Raw genomic sequence first — 23,337 nt, 5'->3', positions numbered from 1 at the left:
CCCTGTGAGGTATTCATATGAAAAATGTTGAAATGAAACTTGAAGGAAACATCCTGACCATTAAAGTTGACATCACCAAAGAGTACGGGGTTTCCTCCTCAGGAAAGTCCGTCATCATCGCCTCGACCGAAGGCAACCAGCCGATTGTCCCGGAACACGACGTTAAGATCGGCTTAAACGTGTACCGCAAGAACACCAACTAACTCTTTTTTTCATTTGCCCTTCCGCCTGCGTGGACAATTTATATCACCTCACAACGCCCACCTGATAGCACATTATTATCACAGGTGCTAAATTCGATGCGACTCGTAATGAAGTTTGGAGGAACATCCGTCGGCGATGAAAAATGCATTGCCAATGTGGTCAAGATCGTCAAGGAATCCCGCGATGCCGGAAACGAAATCGCCGTAGTGGTCTCTGCCATGACCCGCGTAACCGATCAGCTGATCGCAACCGCCGAAGAGGTCATCAACTGCAAACAGAAACCCGCCCTTGACGCGTTCATCGCATCGATCCGCAGCCGCCACATGAAGGTGCTGGAGGCGGTTGCACCGGACTATGTAAAGGAGATCGGCGAGTACCTCGACTCACGTCTCACGAAGCTTGCCAATATCCTGCTCGCCGTTCACAACCTCCGTGAACTCACCCCAAGGTCCAAGGACTACATCATCTCGTTCGGTGAGCGGCTGTCCGCACCGATCATCAGTGCCGCACTCCGGCAGGCCGGTATCCCGAGCTGCTACATGAGCGGATGCGACGCAGGCATTCTGACCGACGGCGTCCACAACGGCGCAACGGCACTTCCCGAAAGCTATGCCCGCATTCAGGCGCGGGTCGGCGCACTCCTCACCGAACAGGTGCCGGTTGTCATGGGATACATGGGTTGTGCGGCGGACGGTGCGGTCACCACACTCGGCCGCAGCGGTTCCGACTACTCGGGTGCAATCGTCGGTGCAGGAATCGACGCCGACGAGATTCTTATCTGGACCGATGTGGACGGCGTCATGACCACCGACCCTCGCCTCATTCCCGAAGCACGCGTGATAAACTCCATCTCCTTCCTTGAGATGATGGAGATGTCCTACTTCGGCGCAAAGGTTATCCATCCGCGGGCACTGGTTCCTGCGATGCAGAAGAACATCCCGGTCCGCGTCAAAAACACCTTCAACCCGGATCATCCGGGAACGGTCGTTATCCGCGAGCCGCATGCAGACAAGAGAATTGTGAAAGCAATATCATTGATACAGAACAGCTGCCTCATCAAAGTCGGCGGCGCCATCATGGCAGGCAAGCCCGGAGTTGCCGGTGCGATATTCACGACACTGGCGGAAGCCGGTGTCAACGTAATGCTGATCTCGCAGGGATCATCTGAGATGACCATCTCCATGATCATCACCGAGGAACAGCTGGATGCAGCACTCACCGCTCTTGCCGAGGTAAAACAGAAGGGATTCATCCGTGAGTTTGACTTTGACCGCGACGTTGCGGTTGTCTCAATCGTCGGTGCGGGAATGGCAGGAACCTGCGGAACCCTGGGACGTATCTTCCATGGTCTCGGCGTTGCCGGTATCAACGTGATGATGCTCTCGCAAGGGTCAGAGGTAAACGTTTCCTTTGTGGTCAAGCAGGCGGACGGGGTAAAAGCCGTGCGGGCAATTCACGAAGAGTATCATCTGGAAGAAGAGGAAGAAGCATGAGTAAAAAATATTCCTACAAGGACGCGGGTGTTGACATCAACCTTGAGGCCGACGGCGTCAAGGCACTGATTCACCAGCTGAGCTACAAACGATCCGGCGAGCACGGTATGCTCGGCGGTGTCGGTCACTTCGCCGGCCTGATCGATTTCGGATCCAAAGTCCTCTCCCTCTGCACCGACGGGGTCGGGACGAAGATGCGGGTCGCCGATGATCTCGGCGACTGGACAACGGTCGGTATCGACTGCATTGCGATGAACGTCAACGACATGTACGTGATGAACATCGAACCGGTGGCGTTCGTTGACTACATCGCAACCGAAGGTATCAACACCGAACAGATGATTCAGATCGGTGTCGGGTTAAATGAGGGCGCAAAGCTTGCAAACATGAACATCGTCGGCGGCGAGACGGCAACGCTGAAGGGTATGATCAACGGTCTTGACCTTGCGGGAACGTGTCTCGGCGTGCAGGACCGCGACCGTGTGGTCACCGGCGAGAAGATTGCGCCGGGCGATGTGATCATTGGTGTTGCAAGTACCGGTGTTCACTCAAACGGCTACACCCTCGCACGCAAAGTGGCAACCGAGAACGGCGGCTACGCGGTAAAGCTCCCGTCCGGAAAGACGGTCGGGTCGGCACTGATTACACCTACCCGTATCTACTCCGAGGTGCTGGACGTCTGCCGGGCGGTCGAGGTGCACGGTATGTGCCATGTAACGGGCGGCGGTCTCTTAAACTTCCTGCGTATCAGTGAGTACGGTTTTTCCATCGATGATCCTATGCCGGTTCCGGAGATTTTGCAGTGGATCAAAGAGAAGGGTGAGCTTGAGACGAACGAGCTGTACCGGACGTTCAATATGGGCATGGGCTTTGCATTCATCGTGCCCGAGGCAAGCGTTGCGAAGATTCTGGCAATAGTTGACGGTGCAAAGGTTGTGGGACATGTGATTCCGGAGCACAGGGTTCTGCTGCAGGGTGTTGAGATCAACTAATTTTTTTACCACAATTTCTATCTGTTTTCCCGCTGATAGTTTTCTATGAAATATTCACATCTGTTTGCAGTGATTCTGCTGCTTGGCTGTCTGATGTTTGCCGCAGGATGCGTGAATCCGGACGGCGGCGGAGAAACACCCGCACCCACCGCAACACCGACGGAGACCCCGGCGCCGCTTGAGTCGGTGAAGATTCTGCCGGACACACCGGGTGTCACCTACACGCTGACGGCAAAGAAATCCACGGAGGAGGCAGGTAACGTTGAGCTGACGATGAAGGCAGTTGCAGTCCGGGATCTCCGCAAAGACGGATACAACATCCGCTATACGTTCTTTGTGTACAACACCGATCAGGTTGAGAACGGCTGGTCGCCGGCAAGCTATGAAGAGGTTGTCAGTGCCGGGATTCCGTATGTGACAAAGATCGACCGGATTTATCCGGCAAATGAGCGTGTCGTCACGGTGATGCTGCCGCGGGCGGCAAGCGTGAAGACATTTGACATAAACAAACCGTATGTGTACGGTGTGGTCGCGGTGGACGTCACGGTGTAATCCAAAACACTATAATCTTTTGCGTCCACTATTTTTTCATAATGAGACAATATCAGATACTTTCTCTTCTCCTTCTTGTCGCGGCGGCAGTTTTTATCCCGGCTGCTGCGGCAAGTGATCTGAGTCTGTCGGGGACGTCGAGTGTCATTGCCGGAAATGATTTTACGCTCTCCATCTCGGGAGGTGATCTGCTCGGGACGGTGACGCTGTCGCTGACGTCGGGCGATCGGCCTGACCTGAAGCTTCTTGCCGGGCAGCCGGATGTGTCGGGGTCGGCAGACTCCGCAACGGTGAAGCTGGACTCCTCGGGCCGTGCCCGCGTGGAGTATACGACAACGTCCGGCGGCGATCCGTCGACCCTCCGTTTCAAGGTCTCGGACGGTTCAAGTTCGGACACGACGTCGGTGTCGGTGACACGGGGCTCGGTGAGTGCGACGGCAGTTTCAACGCCAAGGCCGACACAATCCTCCGGAGGGTATGCGATCGGATCGACAGTGGAGCTTTCCGGGGCTGCTCCCGGAACGAACAAGGTGTATCTGTTTGTGACCGGGCCAAACCTTCCTTCAGCCGGTGCGAAGCTGTCGAACCCGTCGGTCGCCGCGGTGACGGATGATCCGGACACGTTTGTGTCGCGGAGTGTGAGCAACGGACGCTGGAGCTACAAGTGGCAGACGTCCGGGCGGCTGGATGCGGGAACCTATACGATCTTTGCGGTGGACCGGCCGGCGAACCGGTACTCTCTGCGGGACGCGTCCTACTCGACCTATACGGTAACTCTCGGACGGCCTTCGATGAGTGCAGGAATTTCCGGCGGTACATCAGCTACGGCGTTGCCGACCGAGGTTTTGACCACAGTTCCGACGACTGTTCCGACAACGGTCGCGACGCCGGAACCCACACCGGAACCGGGTATCTGGGATCAGATCGCGGCATGGTTTGCCGGACTGTTCCGTGTTTCGGCTGCGGAGCCGATCGGGTATGTTCCGGAGAACGGGATGATCACCCTCTCCGGTACAACTCTTTTCTCCACCGAAAAGGAGCTGGCCGTCTCCATTGAGCCGTACTTCACGGCTCAGCCGAAGGGATCGGTTCAGGAGTTTTCCGGATGGTCCGGCGTCGTGCCGGTTACTGCGGGTGATGACGGCGTAAACATCTGGTCCGTGACTGCACCGGTGCCGGCAGGCGAGTACCTGGTGACGCTGGAGCCGATCGGCGGCGGGGCGGCGATGAGCTGGGAGATACAGGTTGCTGAGTGATCCAAACATCAAACACATACTGACCCGATCAATTCATACTTTTCCTTCAGTGCACGGATTCCATTTTTCATTGAAGCCAATTTACCATACGGTAACCCAATGCTTTTCAAAAAAGCATTGGGTTACAACCATATGCTTTGCTATGTGAACTGGAACTCACCCTGTAGCTCCTCGATAGAAATCCCTGCCCAAACTCATGGACTGTCTAAGTGGCAAACATTGCCCTGTCGTATTCCTACGCAAAAATACTGAACACCAACAGGGCCACCAAAAAAAATTATTTTTTCTTCGCGTCCGGCTTTCGCCGGCGAACCGGAGGACGGGCGCCGTTCTTCATCGCACTGCCCCGCCCATACTTCTCCTTCAGCGCCGCAATCTTATCCGGGGCGGACGCTCCCGCAACACCCACAATCAGCCGCGTGAAACTTTCCGGACCCATCAGCAGATTGTAGGCGTTCTGTTTCGCATTGAACCGCACCAGAACCGAATCGATCGCAACCACCGCCCCGTACGGAGCAGACAGCAGCGCCTCATGTTCGGGATTGCGGTGATGCGCAGGAAGCGCAACATACGTCGGGGTATCTCCCGTTCCGTCGCAGACGAGATACAGATAGTTCTTCGCATCCCCGATCTCTGCGGACATCACCGACACGGTCACGTGAATACGTTTGCCCGCGTGTTTCTTCAGCTGGGAAAGCCGTGCCCGCTTCGCCGCAGCGGGCACCCGGTAGCCGCAGCGCCGGTGACCATCTTTGCGGAGAATTGCATACGAAAACTTCACGTCCGTGTTCACGAACCGGAACTTTTCCTCCTCACCGCCTAACGCAAACATCAGCCGCGTCGGCCGGATGTCTGCGTAGGTTGCAAACGTCCAGCAGGGAGAAACAGTACAGTGCACGCCCCGGATATCATTGCACGGCGCATACAGCGTAAGACCGCGGCGCTTCAGATCGCGGGAAAGATCCCGCAGCATTGTCGCGTTCGAAAGATCTGCCGGTTCAAGCAGAATCAGGTTTCCGTCCGGCACAAGACGCTCCGAAAGCCGCAGCATCAGATCGGTTTTTGCATCACCATAAACCGCCAGCTCATTTATCACATTCGAGCAGACGATAAGATCGAACTCGCCTTCCGGCATCATCTCCGTGATGTCGGCAGCGATCGGGCGCGGCACCGTGACACGATCACCTGCGGCTGTAACAAACGCCGGCACGATCGTCTGATACGCCTCGCGAAACACCTCGGAGCGTTCCAGCGAAACAATTTCCGCCGTGACCCCGTCGCACAGCTCCAGCACACGGGCGACCGCAACCGCAACCGTACCCGGACCCGCACCCACATCCAGAATGCGGATATGATCCCGGATCAGTCCCTCGCGAAGAAGCCGGAGAAAAAACTCCGAAAACTCCGCAACATATCCGGGCATCTGGTACGCCATATAGCCGAGCACACTGTAGCCGCCCTTGTACTGCACCACACGGCGCTCACCCTCCTTCCAGTAAGAATCCTTCTGGGCCGTGATCGCAATCCGGATCTTTTCCAGAACACTCTCGTCCATCCATTTCTTTCCGGAAATCTTTTCGATATAGGAAAGAGTCAGAGAATCAAGCCGCGGATCAGAGGAACGGGTTTCGATCAGTTTTTGCAGACGCGTGCCCTCATCATCCGTCAGGACGTGCCGCTTTGATACAGAATCCATAATACAAAAACAGGTTATGCCAGAGGATGAATCGTACATCCGTCCGGCTGCGGCTCCACATCAAGCTTTGTTTTCACCGCTTTCGGCGAGACTATCCCGGAGTTCCCGGACGGATCCGAAATGATCACCGTAAAGGGAAGTTCCGACACACGTGCCTGCCCGATCTTTTCCAGCAGTTCGTTTGCAGTGGCGATCTCCTCTCCCTCACAGGAAGGAAGAGCACGGCGGATCGCATCCTCGGCACGCATCAGCACACCCTCAATGTTGGACACAAACCCGCTGCATGCAGGCCCCGGATGAATATTTACTCCGAACTCCGGAATATCAATCTCGCCCTGCATACTGCGAATCACACGGGCATCCAGATCCTCGGGAGTTTCCACTTTCAGTTCCCAGCGGCACGGCTCGTGATCGTTTAAGACCATCGTGTCCGTGATGCGGAATCCGCAGTCCGGACATACACCGCTCAGCAGAAGAATATCGGAAAAATAGGGAATATTTTCCGTATCGTAAATATACTCGATCTCTTTGCCGCAGTCGGGGCAGGGCCCCGGAACAATCTGACGCATTAAGGTTACATGCCTCCGATCTTCTCACGGGAGATGCGGACACCCGTCGGGGTGATGATGACGTACCGCTGGTCGCCAAGACCAATGATATCCCCGTTCACATCCTTGGAGACGGCACGCAGGTCGCCCATCACACGGTCGAACATAATCTTGTCAAGCTTGAGCTTGGTGATATCGACGATGACAATATTGTTATTATAGACCTCGTCCTTGACACGCGGACAGTCCTTGATGTCGGCAATGCTTGCAACCTTCACGTACATGACCGCCGGTTCCTCGGCACCTGCAACTCCCTCATACGAGGCGAGGTCAAGCTTCATGTATTCATCTTCAGTAAGGGTGTCCTTCTTTGATCCGAAAACTCCGTCGAGAAATCCCATATGAAAAATAGTTTATTTGTTGTTTATTTAATGCTTTGGTATGATCCCGATTCAGAGTTCAAGATTCCAGAGCTCGTCGCCGATGTAATGCATATTCTTTGCGGCTTTTCCCTTCTCCAGCGCAATAATTTCCGCAGCATCATACAGGGGAATAACGACGGCAAGCGGTTTATCATGACTTTCATCCACAACAAGAGCAGGACTTCCCGCAACGACATCATCGGTTACGGAAACAATTCCAGGCCGCATAACATCTGCGCCGTTAATCATGTAAGGAACCGCGCCCATATCGACAACGATCCGGCGACCGGAGAAGGGACGAAGGACCGCGCCCCGGAGTGTCGGGAACGCCCAGGTATCCTGTTCCATGATGAGCGGTTTTTTGTCGATGATATAGATGTTGAACTTGGAGGCGGTCTCGGCAATTTCAATCATCGGGGCGTCGTAGAGAGCGGCATCCCCGCCGATGTTCTCCCCCAGTTTTTTCATGAGAGAGGAAAGCTGACTCTTCTTTATCGCGTGGCGTTTTTTTATCGTGAGTTCTACCATTGTTGTGGTTATCCGGTTGGTTACCGAGAGCTATAATGGTTCAGTTCGTAACGGGCGCTTGCACCTTTATTTTCGGATCATCCCACGACTCGCACGGGCTCTGCCGTACGAATCGTGGATATCAGGACTTTCCGGGCAACACCCGTATGACGGGAAACTTCTATACCGGTGATGACTTAGTTAGATACAGCATTATGTCAAAGGCGACCAGTAAAGCAGGGAGTCATGCAGATCCGGACGATGTGCAAAAAACCTCTCTTCTCAGGAAACTGAAATCGGACGATCCAAAGATCAGTCTTATCCGTGATATTCTCTCGGTCGTCATCATCGTTGCGGTGATTGGCGGCGTGCTGTTCGGTGTGTCAGGAACCTGGCCGGCGATCGTTGCGGTCGAGTCGGGAAGCATGGTGCCGAACATGAACGTCGGCGATCTGATCTTTGTGGTGGAAGAGAACCGGTTCGGCCCCCTCATGACAGCAGTCGAAGCGGAGGCAGCCGGAGTGAAATCCTTCAACGGCTACGGGGATGTGATCATCTACCAGCCGAACGGCAATGCAAAGGTGACACCGATCATTCACCGGGCACTCACGGAGATCAACGCGTCAGCCGCAGCAGCGATGGGTTTCACCGGTGACGCGGCGCATGCCGGATACATCACCAAAGGCGATCACAATCCGACCATTGATCAGGGCAACACCTTCTCGCATATCGGCGTGATGCAGCCGGTAAAAGAAGAATGGATCGTCGGAAAGGCACTGTTTGCAATTCCTCTGGTCGGCTACCTCCCGCTGCACATCTGGGAGGTTGCCGTAGTCGTTGTCATTCTCCTGATCATCTGGGAACTCTACAGCCGCAAGAAAGAAAAAGACAGAAAAACAATCAGAAAGTCTCAGAAGAAAGGTGGACGAAGATGACTACACCGAGACTGACTCACGCAGAGCTGCACAGGATTCTTGACGATGCGGCGGCCGGATCACGCATGAGCGAGACGGAGGCAGCATCCCTGTTCCGATTGACCGGCCGTGACATCTGGAAAGTTGCGGCGGCAGCCGACGAACGCCGCGAGGAGGTTGTGGGGGACATCGTCACCTATGTCCGCAACATGAATCTGCACATGACCAACATCTGCAAGAACCGCTGCGGTCTGTGTGCGTTCGGACGAAAACCGACCGACCCGGATGCATTCTGTTTCACGGACGAGGAGTTCCGCGAACATGCACGCGACGCGGCAAAGAAGGAGGTCACCGAGGTCTGTTATCTGGCAGGCGTTCATCCGGGGTTCACGATTGAGAACTATGAAACGATGATCCGGACGCTCTGTGAGGAGATTCCCGGAGTCCATGTGCACGGGTGCAGCCCGGATGAGATTGCATTTGCGGCATCCCAGAGCGGGCTGACGACGAAGGAGACGCTGATGCGTCTAAAAGAGGCGGGACTTGGATCGGTGCAGGGAACGGCTGCGGAGATTTTAGTGGACTCGGTACGGAAGGTTATCTGCGAGAAGAAGATTCCGGCCAGCGAATGGCTGCGGATCATCCGCGAGGCGCATGAGGTCGGGTTCAAGGCAACCTCGACGATCATGTACGGATCGGTGGAGACTCCCGAAGAGCGGGCACATCATCTCTCGATTCTCCGGGAGCTGCAGGACGAGACACAGGTGTTCACGGAACTCGTGCCGCTCGCGTTTCTGCATCACAATACGCCGCTGGAAAAGAACGGCAGAGTCACCTACGGCTCAACCGGACGTGAGGACATTCTTCTGACCGCAGTATCCCGGCTGTTTCTGGACAACATGAAAAACATTCAGGTGCCGTGGTCGAAGATCGGTCAGAAAATGACACAGCTCGGTCTCCTGTCCGGCGGAAACGATGTCGGCGGAACCATGTTTGTGGACTCACTGTCACGGACCGCAGGTGCCGGAGAGGAGGCGGACTTCTTCGACCCAAAGGATATGCAGTATCTGTGTGCAGACATGGGAAGACAACTTGCCCGCCGCGATACGCTGTACAATATTTTGGAATAACTCTTTTTTTGTTACCGCAGCACGCCTTCCAGCGTGAGGAGCTTTTCTTTTACCGCAAGCCCTCCGCGGTAACCGGTAAGTTTTCCATTCCTACCGATCACCCGGTGGCAGGGGATCAGAATCGGTACCGGATTTTTGTTGTTGGCCATGCCGACCGCCCGGGCACCGTTTGGCTTGCCGAGAGCACAGGCAATCTCTCCGTAGGTTCGGGTCTCACCGTAGGGAATCTTCCGCAGTTCGGCCCAGACGCTCTGCATGAACGCGGTTCCCTGGGGTGCAAGCGGGACGGTGAAAGGATGGCGCCCCCCGGCGAAGTATCCGGTCAGCTGTTTTGCTGCACGTTTGAGAACAGGTGTTTCCCAGAGATCAGCGGTGACCGGCAGTGAATCAGTTGGAAACCAGAGATTAGTTATGGCACCGTTTTCCTCGGCAATACCGATTTTTCCGACGGGAGTCTGATAGTAGTACATGTACCGCATAGTATTCAGAGTATCCCTGTTCCGGTTTAAAGATGCCGCTCTTCCGATGCGGGCAATCAAGAGATATATCTGAATTGAGAGCACATATATATCAATTATACATTTAGAGGAGTACACAAGCGTGAACGAAAAAATTCACTGGGCCGACGCCAAAGCCTCCCGGGTCCCGGCCGACAGACACCAGCTTATTGCCACCGGAATCACCCCGTCCGGACCAATCCACCTTGGAAACATGCGTGAAGTCATGACCGGCGACATGATCTATAAGGCACTCAAGAGCCGTGGTGTTGACGCAGAACTCGTCTATGTCGCAGACGACTTCGATCCCCTCCGCAAAGTCTATCCGTTCCTCCCCGACACATACCAGAAATATATCGGATGGCCGGTCTCGGACATCCCCTGCCCCTGCGGCAAGCACAAAAGTTACGCCGAACACTTCCTGGACCCCTTCCTCTCCGCAATCGAGGAGCTGGACATTCACCCACGCATCATCCGGACAAGTGAAGCCTACCGTTCCGGCATGTTCACCGAACAGATCAAGGCTGCCTTGGAACACGCAGAAGAGATCAAAGAGACGCTCGAAAAAATCTCCGGCCGCAAACTTGAGGAGGGGTGGACACCGTACTATCCGATCTGTGAGAAGTGCGGTATCATCTCCCGGGCAACCATTCTCTCCCACGATCCCGAGAAGCACACCGTAACCTACCGGTGCTCCTGCGGACACGAGGGTGTCTCCGACTACTCCAAAGGTGAAGGAAAACTCGTCTGGCGTGTGGACTGGCCGATGCGCTGGTCGGTGTACGGGGTCACCATCGAACCGTTCGGCAAAGACCATGCCTCCCCCGGAGGATCGTACGACACCGGCAGGTACATCACCAAAGATATCTACGGCTATGAAGCCCCTATCCCGGTGACCTATGAATGGATCAGCCTGAAAGGCCGCGGCGAGATGCACTCCTCCAAAGGTGTCGTCCTGACCATCCGCGACATGCTCGATATCGTCCCGCCCGAAGTGCTCCGGTTCATGATCGCAAAGACCAAGCCGGACAAGACCATCGCGTTTGATCCGGGAATGGGTCTGCTCCGGTTAATCGACGAGTATGACCGTGCCGCAGCCTCCGGCGAGTCACGCGAGTACGAGCTCTCGGTCATCGCCTCCCCGCAGACCACGATTCCGTTCCGTCACATGGTCACGGTCGTTCAGATCGCCCAGACCGATGACGGTATCTTCGACATCCTCAAACGCAGCGGTTACGAGATCGTGGACAAGGACGCGGTACTGGATCAGGCAAACCGGGCAAAGATGTGGCTCGAACGGTATGCCCCAGACGACGTGAAGTTTGCAATCCAGCCCGCTCTTCCGGCAGTGGCCGCAGCCGAGCCGACAAACGTCAAGGCGGCGGTTGCCGCTTACGCCGCCGCAGTCTCCGCAGGAGAGTGGAAGGCGGACGTCCTGCATAATGCCGTCTATGACGCCGCATCAAGTGCCGGCATCACCGGAAAGGAACTGTTCACGGCAGTGTACCGGGCCTTCCTCGGTGCCGACCGCGGTCCGCGTCTCGGCTGGTTCCTGGAAGCTATCGGCCGCGAGGCAACGCTTGCCCGGCTGAACGAAATGGCCGCGTGACAATGGCGAAGGCAAAGGATAAACTCCCGAAAAATCTCAGCGAAGGATGCAGGCTCTGCTATCAGGGCGCAAAGCTCGTCCTCTTCATTACCGGACGGTGTGACCGTGACTGCTGGTACTGCCCGCTTTCAGAAGAGCGGAAGAACGTGGATGTGATCTTCGCAAACGATGAAAAGATCACAAAGCCCGAAGAGGCTATCCCCGAAGCAGAGGTCATGGACGCTCTGGGGACAGGCGTTACCGGCGGCGAGCCGCTGCTTGAACTCGACCGAGTGGTCGAGTTCTGCACCTGCCTGAAGAATCACTTCGGCCCGGAACATCACATTCATCTCTACACCGGTCACGCCCCGACCGAGGAGGAACTTGCAGCGCTTGCCCCGTGTGTTGACGAAATCCGGATGCATCCCCCGCATGAGGAGTGGAGTACTATCATGGACTCGAAGTTTCCCGCATCAATCGCGAACGCGAAAAAGATGGGATTCTCCGTCGGGATCGAAGTGCCGTCGCTTCCGGGTCTGCGGCACTTCTTCCCGCTGCTGGACAGTCTGGACTTTCTCAACATCAACCAGCTGGAATGGGGAGACTCCTGTGCGGATGCGATGCGGGCGAGAAAACTTGAACCGGAAAATCCGCTCTGTAATGCGATCAAGGGGTCAACAAAGTGGGCCTGCGAGATCAACGGCCATCCAAAGGTTCACTACTGCACCTCGACCTTCAAGGACTCAGTGCAGCTCCGCGAACGGCTGAAACGGATCGCACGGAACTCGGCACGTCCGTTTGATATGATCACCGACGACGGGACGGTGATGTACGGATCGATGGATCCCGGAGACGATCTGGAGATGATCCTCTCCTGTCTGAAGGCCGGCAGTTACTATGAGGAGATGCCGGACGGAACGATTGAGTTTGACTGGCAGCAGATGCGCAAAGTCCCCCGCAAATTCGGTGGTGAGCGAAAGATCATCGAGCGGTATCCGAATGACGGAATGATCGTTGAGGTGATCCCGCAGTGAGCATCCGGTCGGTGGCCGAGAATGTGTACGCGAAGAGACTCAGAAGAAGTCTCACCCATATCCCGAACCATGTGGCGATTATTCAGGACGGCAACCGGCGGTATGCCAGAGCACGCGGGAAGGATACGGGATACGGACACAGACTCGGCGCCGACACAACGGAGAGGGTGCTTGACTGGATGGGAGAACTGGGTATCCGTCATGTAACGTTTTTTGCGTTTTCGACCGAGAACTTCCGCCGACCCGAAGAGGAGAAGGAGGAACTCCACCAGCTGTTTATGGAAAAGTTCTCTGCCCTGCTGACCGACGAACGGGTGTCCCGGCACGAGATCAATGTCTCGGTGATCGGCGATCGGTCGCTGCTGGATGAGGAACTGAAAAAAACGATTCAGGATGTTGAAGCGGCAACGAAAAATTATTCACGCTATTTTATTCACATCGCCCTTGCCTACGGGGGAAGAAATGAGATCGTGACAACGGCGAAAAAAATTGTCACCGCAGTGCAGTCCGGCAAAATCTCCGCGGATCAGATCACTCCGGAGCTGGTAACGGAGAATATGTACCAGGGAGTTGCCATGCCGCCGGTGGATTTGATTATCCGAACGGCAAACGATCGCCGCACCTCAAACTTTCTGCCGTGGATGGCGAACGGCAACGAGGCGGCGGTGTGTTTCTGCACGCCGACCTGGCCGGAGTTCCGATATGTGGATATGCTGCGCGCGCTGCGCATCTACGATGAGCGGATGCGCGAGACATTGATCACATAATATAAGAACGCCGGGCAACCATACTCAGGTATGGTTGTATGGCGTATGGTGTTTGCGGCGGTCGCGATCGTCTGCCTGATCTGTTCAGCGGGATGTATCGGAACGGATGATTTGAGCAACACAACCGCATCACCAACTCCGACGGTGGAGGAGACGGAAAACCAGACCCTCCAGTCATTCGGTTTTCTTCCGAAAAATACATGGATGGTCCACTCATTTGCAGAATCCTATCATGAAAATCCGGTACTGGCGGAACTTCGTGCCTTCATGAACCAGACATGGTACCCCAAAGGTCCGGTTCTTGGATGGACAGAGACGATGAGCAACATCATCCTCTACGTGGATGCGGAACATCCGCCTTCCTATGAAGAGATGGAACGGATCTATCAGGAGTGGAAGAAGGCAGCAGGTCTGAACGGATCCGTCCCGTTCATGAATGAATCCCTGAATATGGCCGATATTCCGCTGAAGTTTGAAACGGTTTCCTTCTCCCCGGACGACACAGAGCATCCTGTCCGGATACAGCTTCTCGCACCAAAAGAGGGGGATGTGTACTGGGGAGATGTGGTTCCCCACACAATCAGGGTTGATGTGCGAATTTTCAGCAAATACGGATTGGAGTCGGCAGAAGTAGAGAGTGTTTTCTATGACGAAAACGGATCAACCCGCATTGTTTCCACGCCACTGCCAAATCATGTCACAACGGTTTTTGTCCCTACCATTACCGGCGCGGCAAATGTCTCGGTGGTTGCCGTTGATATGAGAGGGAATGTCGCAAGAAAAACGGTGAACATCACGCAGAATTCAGGGATGCCGTTCGGACCAAGGGGATAAAGGGAGGTTATTCCCCGTCCCGCATTTTTACAATCCGTTCACCAAGCGCTTTTCCTTTTTCGTATGCAGCCGCAAGAACTTCCGGTTTATTGTCAAGATTGATGATGGTATCCATATCGTTCTGCAGCAGTTCGTCCGCGTACTTTGCGTCCACAATCGCACAGAACGCCTTTGTGGTCAGAACAGGCCCGGTAAACACATCGGGCGCGTTCATTCCCCCGATGCACAGAAACAGCGTGCGGCGGATCTTCGCATGTTCCGGAGTGATGAACGGCTGTTTGCGGTAGTACTTCGCCATGTAGAACGGCTGGCAGCGATCCATGAAACATTTGAGCGCACCCGGAATGCCGTAGGTCATCACCGGGGTTGCGATGATAATGCCGTCCGCCTGTTTTATTTTGCGGTAGGCATCCTGCATATCATCCTCGATTGCGCAGGTGGGTTCAATCATGCAGGAGTACGTCTGGTTGCAGGGGCCGGCATGCAGGTGTGCCACATTGATCCGGTCAACCGTACACCCCGCGTCTTCAACTCCTTTGACTGCCGCACTCAGCAGTTTGTCGGTGTTCCCCCCAAGGATATTGCTCCCGAACAGCGCCAGCACTTTCTTTGTCATTACCTGCATTTATGCGTTTGAACCATATAATAAATCAGGTTGACACCAGTGGTTGTCATCATCTAAAAAACTAATAGCAGAACCGGCTGATATATGGGTAAGTGATACATCCATGACAGAAAAGACTCACACCTGCGGCTGCCACCAGGAAACCGGCGGCATGAAAGAACTTGAGAAAAACATCGGTCATGTTCCGGTCTTTTTCCGCGGACTCGCCAAGTCCGACCCGTCGATGCACGAGGCAATCCTCAAACTGGACAACTACATCTGGGCGGACGGAGCACTTTCCCGCAAACAGAAGAAACTGATGGCAATCGCAATTGCTGCCGCGATGCGCGACGACCATGCACTGCATGCACAGATGCAGGGGGCAAAGAAGCTCGGTGTCACCTTAGAAGAGGTTGAGGAAGCACTTCGTGTCGCGTTCATGCTTGCCGGCATGCCGTCTTATGTGTACGGCAAGACCGAAGCAGCAGAGATCTTCAAATAACCTCTTTTTTATCAGGTCCAGAAAAGTCTCTGCCCGCTAAAATTTCATCACCTTTCCCGTCCCACTACATAGCATGCATGATCTCCTGCCGCTCGCAGTCTCCGCAACCGCGGTTCTCCTGACATTTCTCTACGCATCCTGGCAGGACCTCAGAACCCGTACCGTTTTAACCGTCACCTGGTATCCCGCCGCAGGTATCGGCGGAGCTGCAGTCCTGTACTTCTGGTACCGGCAGTTTCAGGAACCTGCTGCGGCCGCAGTCAGCATTCTTGCAATCTCCCTCATCGTCTGTGTCATGATGTGGCTGTTTGCAAAAGCAGGAATGTTCGGCTGGGCGGATGCAAAAGCCATGATACTTCTCGCCGCAACCGTTCCGATCACCCCGTTCGCCGCATGGATCTTTCCGTCGCTCGCTCTTTCAACCCTCGTCAACGCAGGCGTCATCGCTCTGATCGTTCCTGCGGCGCTGCTGATCCGAAACACCATCCGCAAAGAAAAAGCACCCTTCTGGCTCAGATGTTCCGGTATGCCGGTTCCGGGAGATTCCCTTACCCGGTACTTTGGTTTTGTCGCAGAGGAGATCACAGACGGCGATCCGATCGCAAGGACCTTCCTTCCCGCCGCAAGCTCCATTCGTGCACTGAAGAAAAACTCTGCCCTGTCGATCCGCAACCTCCGCGAATCCCCCGAAAAATTCGCCAGAGAGCTGGATCTCTACCGGCGAGCGGGCAGCGTCTGGATCACCTACGGCGTTCCCTTCATGATCCCGATCACCCTCGGCTACCTCCTCGCACTCGCAGGGCTCAGCCTGCCGGATGCAGTTCTGTCTCTTCTCACGTGAACAGCGTTGTCTGATTGGCGGTACGCCGCAGCGTATGTTCCTCCTCCTCCGTCGGCCACCCGGCAATCAGAGGGGATGCGGGATCGTGCGCCCCGGCGGCCCGGCCGCCGCAGGCGTAACAGTACCGGCAACCGTTGTTACAGGTACCGTACGCCCCGACATCAACACTCTCCGCACAGCCGCAGGCCGCACGCTGATTTCTATCCCGTTTTACCGGAAGGGATCGCCCCAAGAGATGTTCGCACACCGTTTTGTCCACGCACGACGCAGGACCAATCCCGAACCGGCGCAGATCGATCTCTTCTGCGCAGGAGACGAGCGGCAGTCCGAAACATTTCGCCGTCGCAGAAAAAATTTCTGCGAGGCGCTCCATCTCGGGAACCGTACACGGACGATAGGGTGAAGCACGATACGCATCCACAAAACTGATCGTGCACCGGCAGGCTGCGTCCGAAAATATTTCGCACAACTGCGCAAACGCCTCCGCATGGAACTCCACCGGATAGTTTTCCGTAATGAGGATCGGATCGTAGCGCCACAGCATGCGATCTTTTCCCAGGACTTCCGACAGCTCAAGAAAATTTTCGATGCAGCCGCGCTTCTTCAGGCCAGGCTCCACATCCGAACCGTACGGTGTTACGGCGTACTGAAAATAGTACGGGATACCGGATGCATCAATCGCAGAAAGTTTTTCCATCATCGGTGCCGCATTCTTTGTCCAGAACACGATCACATCCGCATCCCCACGCGCCAGAGACACACGCGTGATCTTCTGCGAGTAGGGATTGCGGACGTAACAGAACCCTGCTCTGATGCGGTTGCAGAACCACTCCGCAAAAAAGGCAGGAATATCCGTACGCCGTGAGGCAGAGATGATCATCGGTTACGTCCCGTAACGGCGGACCCGCGACTGATAATCGCGGAGAGCCCGCAGCAGATCCAGCCGCCGGAACCTGCACCAATTGACGTCCGTAAAAAACAGTTCGGAGTACACCGACTGCCAGATCAGAAAATCCGTCAGATGACTGCCTCCCGTTTTGATCACAAAGTCGGGATTCACCTGATACAAAAGATGCGACTCGATCGTCTCCTCCGTAATCGTCTCCGGATCAATTCCCTCCTTCGCGATCGCGGCAATTGCTCCCGTGATCTCCTCGCGCCCGCTGCGTCCAAGCACAATCAGAATTTCAGGCATCCCCGCACCGGAGATGACCTCTCCCGACGGCATACTCAGGCGCACCGACACTGCGTCGCCAAGAGACTCCAGAGACGGCATCACTCCCTCAAGCGCTGCGGGATCCTTTGAGGCTATGTGAAAAATAATTCGTTTGATTGCGGGAAACTCCATGCACCAGCCCACAACCGTCTCCACCCGTCCGGGATCTGCAAGAAGATCCGCTTCGCTGAGCATGAAACAGAGTTCTCCCGGAAACAGACCCGCGTCCAGTTTCCGCTGGATAAGATATTCATACAGCGGGTAGAGCATCGCTGTACACCTTTTGCATTTCAGAACATATGAATCCGCTCTTTTTCCGGAAAATTTCCGGATTTAACGATACATATTTATATATTCAAAATAAATTAAGAAATATGCTATCTCCTTCTGACCTGCGAAAAGAGATAGAGAACCGGCTTCGAAAGTATCTTGCCCGGGACAAATCAGGAATCCGCAAAGAACTGCTCAGCCTGTTTGTCCGTGCAAAGTCACTGACGGTCGCGCAGATTCACGAGAAACTGGCGGAGAAATTCAGTGTCAGCTACCACTCGATCGCGTCGATGGTTGGCACAATCGCTTCCAAACTCGGAATTCTCTCTACACGCCGCAGCCCCGATGGAACAACTGGGGTATACGAAGTCAAAGAACAGTATGTTGATGTAATTGAGCAGGCGATCGCGACAGCGGTCTAGCCTTCCCTTACCTTTTTTGCGGGGCGAGCCTAACTAATAAGGAATGGATATGCAACAGGACGGACCCCGTCCTCTTTCTCCCGTTACGGTCACGGACGACGTGATCACCTACATGGACAAACGCGGCGGGGATTTCCGGATCAGCACCTCGTGCAGTGGTCCGGTTCTGATGCCGGTCAAAATCAAACCGGCGAAACAAAGTGACATTCCCATCAAGGCAGGAAGTCATGTGATCTACGTCTCCCAGTATCAGCTTCCCTGGATTACGGAGATCAATATGCAGCTTGTTCCACGGATTCTGTACACCGAAAACGATGACCTTTGAGGAACTTGAACACACCGCCGATGTGCGGATGAGGATTACCGCACCGACACTTCCGGAACTGTTTGCCGAGAGCGGATTTGCGCTTGCGGAGACGTTGTACGGAAAGTATCAGAGAGATGCGGCAACCGTGTCCTTCCCTATCGAAGCCGGGGGAAAGGATGCCGAGGAAGGAGTTGTGAACTTTCTGTCGGAGCTGCTGTTTCTTACCGAGACAGAGTATCTGGTGCCGGTCTCCTTTGATCTTGCCGCAGACGGCTGTGCCGTCTGCGGGACCGTGTCAGGTGTGTTGTTCGATCGAACAAAACACGCAGGGGGTATCGGCGTGAAAGGTATCTCCTACTCCGGCATTTCGTTTACAAAAACCGCCGCGGGCTATGAACTCATCATCATCTTTGATATCTAAACCATGAACGATCAGATACGAAATATTTCAGATACCGAGTGGGAGATCCCCCAGGGATTTGTCCCGGGCATGCGGGTTCCGGGAACGTTTTTCCTCTCGCGCCGGCTTGCCGAGGGACTTGAGGAGGGCGCGCTGACCCAGCTTGCAAACGTTGCAACACTGCCCGGCATCCTCCGCTGTTCGCTTGGCATGCCCGACATTCACTGGGGATACGGGTTTCCCATCGGCGGAGTTGCTGCGTTTGATGAGGAGGAGGGAGTAATTTCTCCGGGCGGTGTCGGGTTTGACATTAACTGCGGGGTCCGGATGATCACAACGCCGCTGACCGTGACGGATATTCCCGATATGAAAGGACTCATTGAGGATCTGTTTGCAACGGTTCCAACCGGGGTCGGCTCAAAAAGTCCGGTGCGTCTCAGCCAGAATGATCTTTCCAATGTGCTTACGGACGGCGCGGCGAATGCGGTGGAGCTGGGGTACGGTATGGAAGGAGATGTCCGCCGGTGTGAAGAAAACGGCGCGATGCCCGGAGCGGAGCTTGAGTTCGTCAGTAAAAAAGCCCGGGCACGGGGAATTCCCCAGTGCGGGACGCTCGGGTCCGGCAACCACTTCCTTGAGGTGCAGGCGATCGATGAGATCCCCGACCCTGCAACCGCGAAGACCTTCGGGGTTGCCGAAGGCCAGATATGCGTGATGATCCACTGCGGGTCGCGGGGACTCGGTCATCAGGTCTGTACGGATCACCTGAAGGTGCTGGAAGAGGCGGTGAAGAAGTACGGCATCGATCTGCCGGACCGGCAGCTTGCCTGTGCTCCCCTGCACTCGCCGGAAGGCGAGGCGTACTTTGGGGCGATGGCGGCTTCTGCAAACTATGCCTGGGCGAACCGCCAGATCATTACACATCTGGTGCGCGAACTGTTTGTGAAGAGGTTCGGTATCGCCTATGAGGAGATGCCGCTCGTGTATGATGTTGCCCACAATGTGGCGAAGTGGGAAGAACACGAGACCGCAGATGCGGCGGCAGGCCGCCGCCGCGTCTGCGTCCACCGCAAAGGGGCGACCCGCGCCTTCGGCCCGGGCCGTTCCGAGATTGTGCAGGAGTTCCGGGATGCAGGACAGCCGGTGATTATTCCGGGCAGCATGGGAACGTCGTCATATCTGCTTGCAGGAACGACGACTGCAATGGAGCGGACGTTCGGCAGTACCTGTCACGGGGCAGGAAGAGTGCAGAGCAGATCATCTGCGAAGCGGAGCCTGACCGGTGCGGCGGTTGCCGAGGATCTTGCGAAACGCGGCATTATTGTCCGCGCCCCGAATGCTGCGGCAATTGCAGAAGAGGCACCCGATGTGTACAAGCCGAGCAGTGAGGTGGTGCAGGTGGTGCATGATGCAGGAATTTCCCGGATTGTGGCCCGGTTCCGGCCGCTCGGGGTGATTAAAGGATGACAGAAACCTACAATCATATCGCAGTCTTCTGGGACAGCAAAATGATGTTCCACCGGCTGGTTGAGGATGCGTGCGGCTACTGCGAGGCGGTGACGCCTCTGATGCTTGCCGCGCCGTTTTACAAAGGCCGGTATACGGGAGTTATTATCCCGACCGGTTTTGGGAATCTCCAGTACTCAAAGATGCTTCCGGCACTTCGGGCCGTTTCTGATCGTATCGAGGAGTATCTTGAGGAGGGCGGACGTCTGTTTGTGTACGGAGCGGCAGATCCGGCACATCCCGGCAACCCCTACGACTGGCTGCCGGTTGAGGCGGAGTACCACTTCGAATTTGCCGAGCATACACTTGAGATTGACGCATCGTCTCCGTGGAAATCACTCTTCGACGGGTATGATACGGAAAAATTTGCAACCGACGGCTGGTTTGTGCAGTACCCGGGAAAACCGATTGCGGTTGCGGAGAACGGGTTTCCGGTGTTTGTTGAGTGCTCCGTCGGGAAAGGGACGCTTCTGCTTGCAAGTACGCATGAGTATCCGTCCGATGCGTTTCTGAAACAGTTCGGTTCTGCTGATGCGGAGGTCCGGTTCTGACTTTTTTTCATTTGTTTTCATCGGAAGTGTGATCACATTTTTCAGTGGAACTCCATTGTGTTCCGCAGTTATTTCAAAAAACCAAAGTCAAAGCAGTTGTATGCGGAAAATATTGGATCATGCCCGACGGGATGCATGCAAAACTTTTGCAGGAAAGCTTCTCTGAGCGAAATCTTCTTCATGCTCTATGCCGAAGATTGAAGGTATAGATGTTCCGGACAAAAAATCCGGGACGGAGTGGTCATGACACAGACAATATTTGATGTTCTGCGAATCCTTGACGAGGCAGGCATCGGCAAACCGGTGTCCGGAGAGGTTATCAGCGAACGCCTTGGGATTACCCGTACCGCCGTATGGAAATATGTGAACCTGCTCCGGGAGGTAGGATACTGCATTGATGCGTCACCGAAGACAGGTTACGCACTCCAGAAACGGACCTGGCTTCTGCTTCCCTACGAAGTCAAACGATTCCTCAAGACGCAGACCATCGGTCAGGAGATGCACCACTTTGAGCAGGTTCCCTCCACAAATGCGCTCGCCCGCCAGATGCTGCACGAGGTCGGCGACGAAGTCCAGCCGGGAACCGTGCTGATCGCAGAACAGCAGACCGGCGGTATCGGCAGGATGAACCGTGTCTGGATGAGTCCGGAAGGCGGCATCTGGGCAACAATTGTGGTCATGCCAAAGCTCAACGTCGATCAGACCTTCAGTATCATGATGGCAGGATCCCTTGCCCTTGCCCGGGCAATCCGCCATGAGTTCGGACTCTCGGCTCTGATCAAGTGGCCGAATGATGTATTCATCGGCGACAAAAAAGTTGCAGGTATGACCCTTGAGCTCTCGGCGGACGAAGATATTCTCCGGTACTGTCTGATCGGTGTCGGCATCGATGTGAACGTCTCGGTTGAGCGGACGATGCCGAACATCTCAAAGCTTGTCACCTCCATCTCCGACGAACTCGGTCACGAGGTGGAGCGGGCGCAGTTCTTCGCAAAGTTCCTCAAAGAGTTTGAGCGCCGGTATCAGATGGTGCTGATGGGCGAGACAGAACCGCTGTTCCGCGAATGGCGCAGCCTGTCCTACACCCTGCACCGCCGCGTCCGCATCCGGACAATGAAGGAAAGTTTCGAAGGCGAGGCAATCGATATCGATGAGCACGGGGCACTGCTGGTACATCGCGACGGCGGCGAGGTCGAACGCGTGATTGCCGGCGACTGCTTCATGCTCTGACCACATTCTTTTTTCGTGCGTTCCTTTTTTCATCCACCCATACATCACGCACGACCCGTTTCCAAAACAAAACCGAGTCGCGGATCATTTCCTGATCATCCCGCAGTGAAACACCCGCGGTCGTCAGCATATCTCCGGAGATTGCAGCATTTGCACCGGACAAAAACAGCTCACGCCCGCGGTCCGGCATCAGCCCGCGTCCCCCCGCAAGCCGGATGACCGCATCCGGCAGAAGAAACCGGTAAAGGGCAACGATCCGCTTCACCTCGGAAAGGGAAAGGGGGACAGCATCCGCAAGCGGGGTTTCGGGGATGGGATTGAGAATATTGATCGGGATCGATCTGATGCCAAGTTCCCGGAGTTCCAGCGCCATATCGATACGATCCGCCATTGTCTCGCCGATACCGAAGATACCGCCGCTGCATACCGCAAGACCGGCACGCTGCGCCGCTTTGATCACCGCAATCTTGTCATCGTAGGTGTGGGTCGTACAGATCCGGGGAAAATAACGGCGGGATGTTTCCAGATTCGCATGATACCGGACAACACCGGCATCTTTGAGATACAGAAGCTGCTGCTCCGTTAACAGACCGTGCGAAGCACAGAATGGGATCCCGCATGCCTGATGGATCAGGCGGTACTGTTTCCCCAGGAGGGTGAGTTCCTCATCGGTCAGCGTTCTCCCGGCGGTAACAATCCCGCAGCGGACTGCACCCGCAGAATAATTTTCAGCGATAAGCGGAAGATGCCGGCTGATGTCTGTGACCGGAGATGGAATGATCGCAGCTGCGTGATGCATCGACTGGGCACAGTAGATACAGTCCTCGGTGCATCCGCCGCTTTTTCCGCTGAGGATGGTACAGAGATCAAATGAGTTTCCGCAGAACTGTCTGCGTATCTCATCTGCCGCGGCGGCAAGTGTATCCGTATCTTCCCCTGCAAGAAGCAGAGCTTCGTCCCGCGTCAGCATGGTGCCTTTGAGGACTTTTTCTTTGCATGCCGTTATCAGTTCCATTCCCAACCAGCATCCTTATTGTTTACCAGTGAGAAATAA

General features: G+C 55.2%; 28 protein-coding genes. 19 read left to right on the top strand and 9 right to left on the bottom strand.

The genetic code is table 11. The features are described from left to right. Nucleotides 1–17 precede the first annotated feature (17 nt). The 5 genes from O0S09_RS01145 to O0S09_RS01125 all read left to right on the top strand — a co-directional run bounded on the left by O0S09_RS01145 (nucleotide 18) and on the right by O0S09_RS01125 (nucleotide 4,497). The gene (locus O0S09_RS01145) at nucleotides 18–203 is read left to right on the top strand and encodes a hypothetical protein (RefSeq protein ID WP_268922046.1); all 186 of its coding nucleotides are present in this window, start codon (nucleotides 18–20) and stop codon (nucleotides 201–203) included. A gap of 96 nt (nucleotides 204–299) precedes the next feature. After that, nucleotides 300–1,697 (top strand): aspartate kinase, encoded by a 1,398-nt coding sequence (locus O0S09_RS01140; protein WP_268922045.1) that lies wholly within the window; start codon nucleotides 300–302, stop codon nucleotides 1,695–1,697. Then, a complete protein-coding gene (gene purM / locus O0S09_RS01135) occupies nucleotides 1,694–2,689 on the top strand; it encodes a phosphoribosylformylglycinamidine cyclo-ligase (protein ID WP_268922044.1) in 996 nt (331 codons plus the stop codon). Before O0S09_RS01140 ends, purM begins: the two co-directional genes overlap by 4 nt. A 45-nt stretch (nucleotides 2,690–2,734) precedes the next feature. After that, nucleotides 2,735–3,241 carry a hypothetical protein gene (locus tag O0S09_RS01130; protein ID WP_268922043.1) on the top strand — a complete coding sequence of 169 codons (507 nt, stop codon included), beginning with the start codon at nucleotides 2,735–2,737 and terminating at the stop codon, nucleotides 3,239–3,241. Between the two features lie 41 nt (nucleotides 3,242–3,282). Further along, nucleotides 3,283–4,497, top strand: a complete 1,215-nt coding sequence (locus O0S09_RS01125) for a hypothetical protein (RefSeq protein ID WP_268922042.1) — start codon at nucleotides 3,283–3,285, stop codon at nucleotides 4,495–4,497. A gap of 277 nt (nucleotides 4,498–4,774) precedes the next feature. Here O0S09_RS01125 and O0S09_RS01120 read toward each other — a convergent pair whose 3' ends face one another. From O0S09_RS01120 to O0S09_RS01105, 4 genes are read right to left on the bottom strand one after another with little or no spacing between them, the layout of a single operon-like run. Beyond that, a complete protein-coding gene (locus O0S09_RS01120) occupies nucleotides 4,775–6,193 on the bottom strand; it encodes a small ribosomal subunit Rsm22 family protein (protein ID WP_268922041.1) in 1,419 nt (472 codons plus the stop codon). 14 nt (nucleotides 6,194–6,207) lie between these two features. Next, a complete protein-coding gene (locus tag O0S09_RS01115) occupies nucleotides 6,208–6,762 on the bottom strand; it encodes a ZPR1 zinc finger domain-containing protein (protein ID WP_268922040.1) in 555 nt (184 codons plus the stop codon). Nucleotides 6,763–6,767: 5 nt separating this feature from the next. Continuing rightward, nucleotides 6,768–7,142, bottom strand: a complete 375-nt coding sequence (locus tag O0S09_RS01110) for a cell division protein SepF (RefSeq protein WP_268922039.1) — start codon at nucleotides 7,140–7,142, stop codon at nucleotides 6,768–6,770. Nucleotides 7,143–7,193: 51 nt separating this feature from the next. After that, on the bottom strand, nucleotides 7,194–7,691 hold the full coding sequence (locus O0S09_RS01105; RefSeq protein WP_268922038.1) for an RNA-binding protein: 498 nt from the start codon (nucleotides 7,689–7,691) through the stop codon (nucleotides 7,194–7,196). 194 nt (nucleotides 7,692–7,885) lie between these two features. Here O0S09_RS01105 and O0S09_RS01100 point away from each other — a divergent pair, with 194 nt between their 5' ends. Both O0S09_RS01100 and cofH read left to right on the top strand, forming a co-directional pair. Further along, on the top strand, nucleotides 7,886–8,605 hold the full coding sequence (locus tag O0S09_RS01100) for a signal peptidase I (RefSeq protein WP_268922037.1): 720 nt from the start codon (nucleotides 7,886–7,888) through the stop codon (nucleotides 8,603–8,605). Continuing rightward, complete coding sequence (gene cofH / locus O0S09_RS01095; protein ID WP_268922036.1) at nucleotides 8,602–9,714, top strand: 5-amino-6-(D-ribitylamino)uracil--L-tyrosine 4-hydroxyphenyl transferase CofH; 1,113 nt, start codon at nucleotides 8,602–8,604, stop codon at nucleotides 9,712–9,714. Before O0S09_RS01100 ends, cofH begins: the two co-directional genes overlap by 4 nt. A gap of 11 nt (nucleotides 9,715–9,725) precedes the next feature. Here the strand turns inward: cofH and O0S09_RS01090 are convergent, their stop codons facing one another. Then, nucleotides 9,726–10,184 carry a methylated-DNA--[protein]-cysteine S-methyltransferase gene (locus O0S09_RS01090; protein WP_268922035.1) on the bottom strand — a complete coding sequence of 153 codons (459 nt, stop codon included), beginning with the start codon at nucleotides 10,182–10,184 and terminating at the stop codon, nucleotides 9,726–9,728. A gap of 130 nt (nucleotides 10,185–10,314) precedes the next feature. Here O0S09_RS01090 and lysS point away from each other — a divergent pair, with 130 nt between their 5' ends. The 4 genes from lysS to O0S09_RS01070 are packed head-to-tail and all read left to right on the top strand — an operon-like array spanning nucleotide 10,315 to nucleotide 14,434. Then, entirely contained in the window at nucleotides 10,315–11,820 is a 1,506-nt protein-coding gene (gene lysS, locus O0S09_RS01085; RefSeq protein WP_268922034.1) for a lysine--tRNA ligase, read from the top strand. Between the two features lie 2 nt (nucleotides 11,821–11,822). Further along, on the top strand, nucleotides 11,823–12,833 hold the full coding sequence (locus tag O0S09_RS01080; protein ID WP_268922120.1) for a radical SAM protein: 1,011 nt from the start codon (nucleotides 11,823–11,825) through the stop codon (nucleotides 12,831–12,833). Then, nucleotides 12,830–13,600, top strand: a complete 771-nt coding sequence (uppS, locus tag O0S09_RS01075) for a polyprenyl diphosphate synthase (RefSeq protein WP_268922033.1) — start codon at nucleotides 12,830–12,832, stop codon at nucleotides 13,598–13,600. Before O0S09_RS01080 ends, uppS begins: the two co-directional genes overlap by 4 nt. A gap of 30 nt (nucleotides 13,601–13,630) precedes the next feature. Next, the gene (locus O0S09_RS01070; protein ID WP_268922032.1) at nucleotides 13,631–14,434 is read left to right on the top strand and encodes a hypothetical protein; all 804 of its coding nucleotides are present in this window, start codon (nucleotides 13,631–13,633) and stop codon (nucleotides 14,432–14,434) included. 7 nt (nucleotides 14,435–14,441) lie between these two features. Here the strand turns inward: O0S09_RS01070 and O0S09_RS01065 are convergent, their stop codons facing one another. Beyond that, nucleotides 14,442–15,050, bottom strand: coding sequence for a flavodoxin family protein (locus O0S09_RS01065; RefSeq protein WP_268922031.1), 609 nt, complete (start codon nucleotides 15,048–15,050; stop codon nucleotides 14,442–14,444). 112 nt (nucleotides 15,051–15,162) lie between these two features. Between O0S09_RS01065 and O0S09_RS01060 the strand changes: the two genes are divergently transcribed. Beyond that, nucleotides 15,163–15,540, top strand: a complete 378-nt coding sequence (locus O0S09_RS01060; RefSeq protein WP_268922030.1) for a carboxymuconolactone decarboxylase family protein — start codon at nucleotides 15,163–15,165, stop codon at nucleotides 15,538–15,540. Nucleotides 15,541–15,613: 73 nt separating this feature from the next. Then, nucleotides 15,614–16,381: an A24 family peptidase C-terminal domain-containing protein gene (locus O0S09_RS01055; protein WP_268922029.1), complete on the top strand. Its 768-nt coding sequence runs from the start codon at nucleotides 15,614–15,616 to the stop codon at nucleotides 16,379–16,381. Here the strand turns inward: O0S09_RS01055 and O0S09_RS01050 are convergent. Together O0S09_RS01050 and O0S09_RS01045 are read right to left on the bottom strand one after the other, a co-directional pair. After that, complete coding sequence (locus O0S09_RS01050; protein WP_268922028.1) at nucleotides 16,374–17,261, bottom strand: DUF1848 domain-containing protein; 888 nt, start codon at nucleotides 17,259–17,261, stop codon at nucleotides 16,374–16,376. The genes O0S09_RS01055 and O0S09_RS01050 overlap by 8 nt on opposite strands. A 3-nt stretch (nucleotides 17,262–17,264) precedes the next feature. Then, nucleotides 17,265–17,867 carry an undecaprenyl diphosphate synthase family protein gene (locus O0S09_RS01045; protein WP_268922027.1) on the bottom strand — a complete coding sequence of 201 codons (603 nt, stop codon included), beginning with the start codon at nucleotides 17,865–17,867 and terminating at the stop codon, nucleotides 17,265–17,267. 104 nt (nucleotides 17,868–17,971) lie between these two features. Between O0S09_RS01045 and O0S09_RS01040 the strand changes: the two genes are divergently transcribed. The 6 genes from O0S09_RS01040 to O0S09_RS01015 all read left to right on the top strand — a co-directional run bounded on the left by O0S09_RS01040 (nucleotide 17,972) and on the right by O0S09_RS01015 (nucleotide 22,283). After that, nucleotides 17,972–18,289 (top strand): DUF2551 domain-containing protein, encoded by a 318-nt coding sequence (locus O0S09_RS01040; protein ID WP_268922026.1) that lies wholly within the window; start codon nucleotides 17,972–17,974, stop codon nucleotides 18,287–18,289. A 43-nt stretch (nucleotides 18,290–18,332) separates the two neighbouring features. Then, nucleotides 18,333–18,614, top strand: a complete 282-nt coding sequence (locus O0S09_RS01035; RefSeq protein WP_268922025.1) for a hypothetical protein — start codon at nucleotides 18,333–18,335, stop codon at nucleotides 18,612–18,614. Then, a complete protein-coding gene (locus tag O0S09_RS01030; protein ID WP_268922024.1) occupies nucleotides 18,604–19,017 on the top strand; it encodes an archease in 414 nt (137 codons plus the stop codon). The genes O0S09_RS01035 and O0S09_RS01030 overlap by 11 nt, the downstream gene beginning before the upstream one ends. A gap of 3 nt (nucleotides 19,018–19,020) precedes the next feature. Then, complete coding sequence (locus tag O0S09_RS01025) at nucleotides 19,021–20,463, top strand: RtcB family protein (RefSeq protein WP_277612881.1); 1,443 nt, start codon at nucleotides 19,021–19,023, stop codon at nucleotides 20,461–20,463. Next, the gene (locus O0S09_RS01020; protein WP_268922023.1) at nucleotides 20,460–21,053 is read left to right on the top strand and encodes a hypothetical protein; all 594 of its coding nucleotides are present in this window, start codon (nucleotides 20,460–20,462) and stop codon (nucleotides 21,051–21,053) included. The genes O0S09_RS01025 and O0S09_RS01020 overlap by 4 nt, the downstream gene beginning before the upstream one ends. A gap of 243 nt (nucleotides 21,054–21,296) precedes the next feature. After that, nucleotides 21,297–22,283 (top strand): biotin--[acetyl-CoA-carboxylase] ligase, encoded by a 987-nt coding sequence (locus O0S09_RS01015; RefSeq protein WP_268922022.1) that lies wholly within the window; start codon nucleotides 21,297–21,299, stop codon nucleotides 22,281–22,283. Here O0S09_RS01015 and bioB read toward each other — a convergent pair. Next, nucleotides 22,273–23,298 carry a biotin synthase BioB gene (gene bioB, locus O0S09_RS01010; RefSeq protein ID WP_268922021.1) on the bottom strand — a complete coding sequence of 342 codons (1,026 nt, stop codon included), beginning with the start codon at nucleotides 23,296–23,298 and terminating at the stop codon, nucleotides 22,273–22,275. The two genes, O0S09_RS01015 and bioB, sit on opposite strands and share 11 nt — an antisense overlap. Nucleotides 23,299–23,337: the final 39 nt, after the last annotated feature.

The sequence above is a fragment of the Methanocorpusculum vombati genome (assembly GCF_026891935.1).
Classification (GTDB): Archaea; Halobacteriota; Methanomicrobia; order Methanomicrobiales; family Methanocorpusculaceae; genus Methanocorpusculum; species Methanocorpusculum vombati.
The sequence above is the reverse complement of the archived record's forward strand: the minus strand, read 5'-3'. Positions and strand labels throughout refer to the sequence as shown.

Bases quoted from the DNA above. Each gene is read 5' to 3' on its own strand.
- O0S09_RS01060 (WP_268922030.1), top strand. From the start codon at position 15,163: ATGACAGAAAAGACTCACACCTGCGGCTGCCACCAGGAAACCGGCGGC.
- O0S09_RS01115 (WP_268922040.1), bottom strand. From the start codon at position 6,762: ATGCGTCAGATTGTTCCGGGGCCCTGCCCCGACTGCGGCAAAGAGATC.
- O0S09_RS01080 (WP_268922120.1), top strand. From the start codon at position 11,823: ATGGCGAAGGCAAAGGATAAACTCCCGAAAAATCTCAGCGAAGGATGC.
- O0S09_RS01130 (WP_268922043.1), top strand. From the start codon at position 2,735: ATGAAATATTCACATCTGTTTGCAGTGATTCTGCTGCTTGGCTGTCTG.
- O0S09_RS01140 (WP_268922045.1), top strand. From the start codon at position 300: ATGCGACTCGTAATGAAGTTTGGAGGAACATCCGTCGGCGATGAAAAA.
- bioB (WP_268922021.1), bottom strand. From the start codon at position 23,298: ATGGAACTGATAACGGCATGCAAAGAAAAAGTCCTCAAAGGCACCATG.
- O0S09_RS01070 (WP_268922032.1), top strand. From the start codon at position 13,631: ATGGTTGTATGGCGTATGGTGTTTGCGGCGGTCGCGATCGTCTGCCTG.
- O0S09_RS01040 (WP_268922026.1), top strand. From the start codon at position 17,972: ATGCTATCTCCTTCTGACCTGCGAAAAGAGATAGAGAACCGGCTTCGA.
- O0S09_RS01145 (WP_268922046.1), top strand. From the start codon at position 18: ATGAAAAATGTTGAAATGAAACTTGAAGGAAACATCCTGACCATTAAA.
- O0S09_RS01045 (WP_268922027.1), bottom strand. From the start codon at position 17,867: ATGCTCTACCCGCTGTATGAATATCTTATCCAGCGGAAACTGGACGCG.
- O0S09_RS01055 (WP_268922029.1), top strand. From the start codon at position 15,614: ATGCATGATCTCCTGCCGCTCGCAGTCTCCGCAACCGCGGTTCTCCTG.
- O0S09_RS01110 (WP_268922039.1), bottom strand. From the start codon at position 7,142: ATGGGATTTCTCGACGGAGTTTTCGGATCAAAGAAGGACACCCTTACT.
- O0S09_RS01050 (WP_268922028.1), bottom strand. From the start codon at position 17,261: ATGATCATCTCTGCCTCACGGCGTACGGATATTCCTGCCTTTTTTGCG.
- O0S09_RS01025 (WP_277612881.1), top strand. From the start codon at position 19,021: ATGAACGATCAGATACGAAATATTTCAGATACCGAGTGGGAGATCCCC.
- O0S09_RS01030 (WP_268922024.1), top strand. From the start codon at position 18,604: ATGACCTTTGAGGAACTTGAACACACCGCCGATGTGCGGATGAGGATT.
- O0S09_RS01035 (WP_268922025.1), top strand. From the start codon at position 18,333: ATGGATATGCAACAGGACGGACCCCGTCCTCTTTCTCCCGTTACGGTC.
- O0S09_RS01015 (WP_268922022.1), top strand. From the start codon at position 21,297: ATGACACAGACAATATTTGATGTTCTGCGAATCCTTGACGAGGCAGGC.
- O0S09_RS01100 (WP_268922037.1), top strand. From the start codon at position 7,886: ATGTCAAAGGCGACCAGTAAAGCAGGGAGTCATGCAGATCCGGACGAT.
- O0S09_RS01125 (WP_268922042.1), top strand. From the start codon at position 3,283: ATGAGACAATATCAGATACTTTCTCTTCTCCTTCTTGTCGCGGCGGCA.
- O0S09_RS01020 (WP_268922023.1), top strand. From the start codon at position 20,460: ATGACAGAAACCTACAATCATATCGCAGTCTTCTGGGACAGCAAAATG.
- O0S09_RS01105 (WP_268922038.1), bottom strand. From the start codon at position 7,691: ATGGTAGAACTCACGATAAAAAAACGCCACGCGATAAAGAAGAGTCAG.
- O0S09_RS01120 (WP_268922041.1), bottom strand. From the start codon at position 6,193: ATGGATTCTGTATCAAAGCGGCACGTCCTGACGGATGATGAGGGCACG.
- purM (WP_268922044.1), top strand. From the start codon at position 1,694: ATGAGTAAAAAATATTCCTACAAGGACGCGGGTGTTGACATCAACCTT.
- O0S09_RS01065 (WP_268922031.1), bottom strand. From the start codon at position 15,050: ATGACAAAGAAAGTGCTGGCGCTGTTCGGGAGCAATATCCTTGGGGGG.
- cofH (WP_268922036.1), top strand. From the start codon at position 8,602: ATGACTACACCGAGACTGACTCACGCAGAGCTGCACAGGATTCTTGAC.
- O0S09_RS01090 (WP_268922035.1), bottom strand. From the start codon at position 10,184: ATGTACTACTATCAGACTCCCGTCGGAAAAATCGGTATTGCCGAGGAA.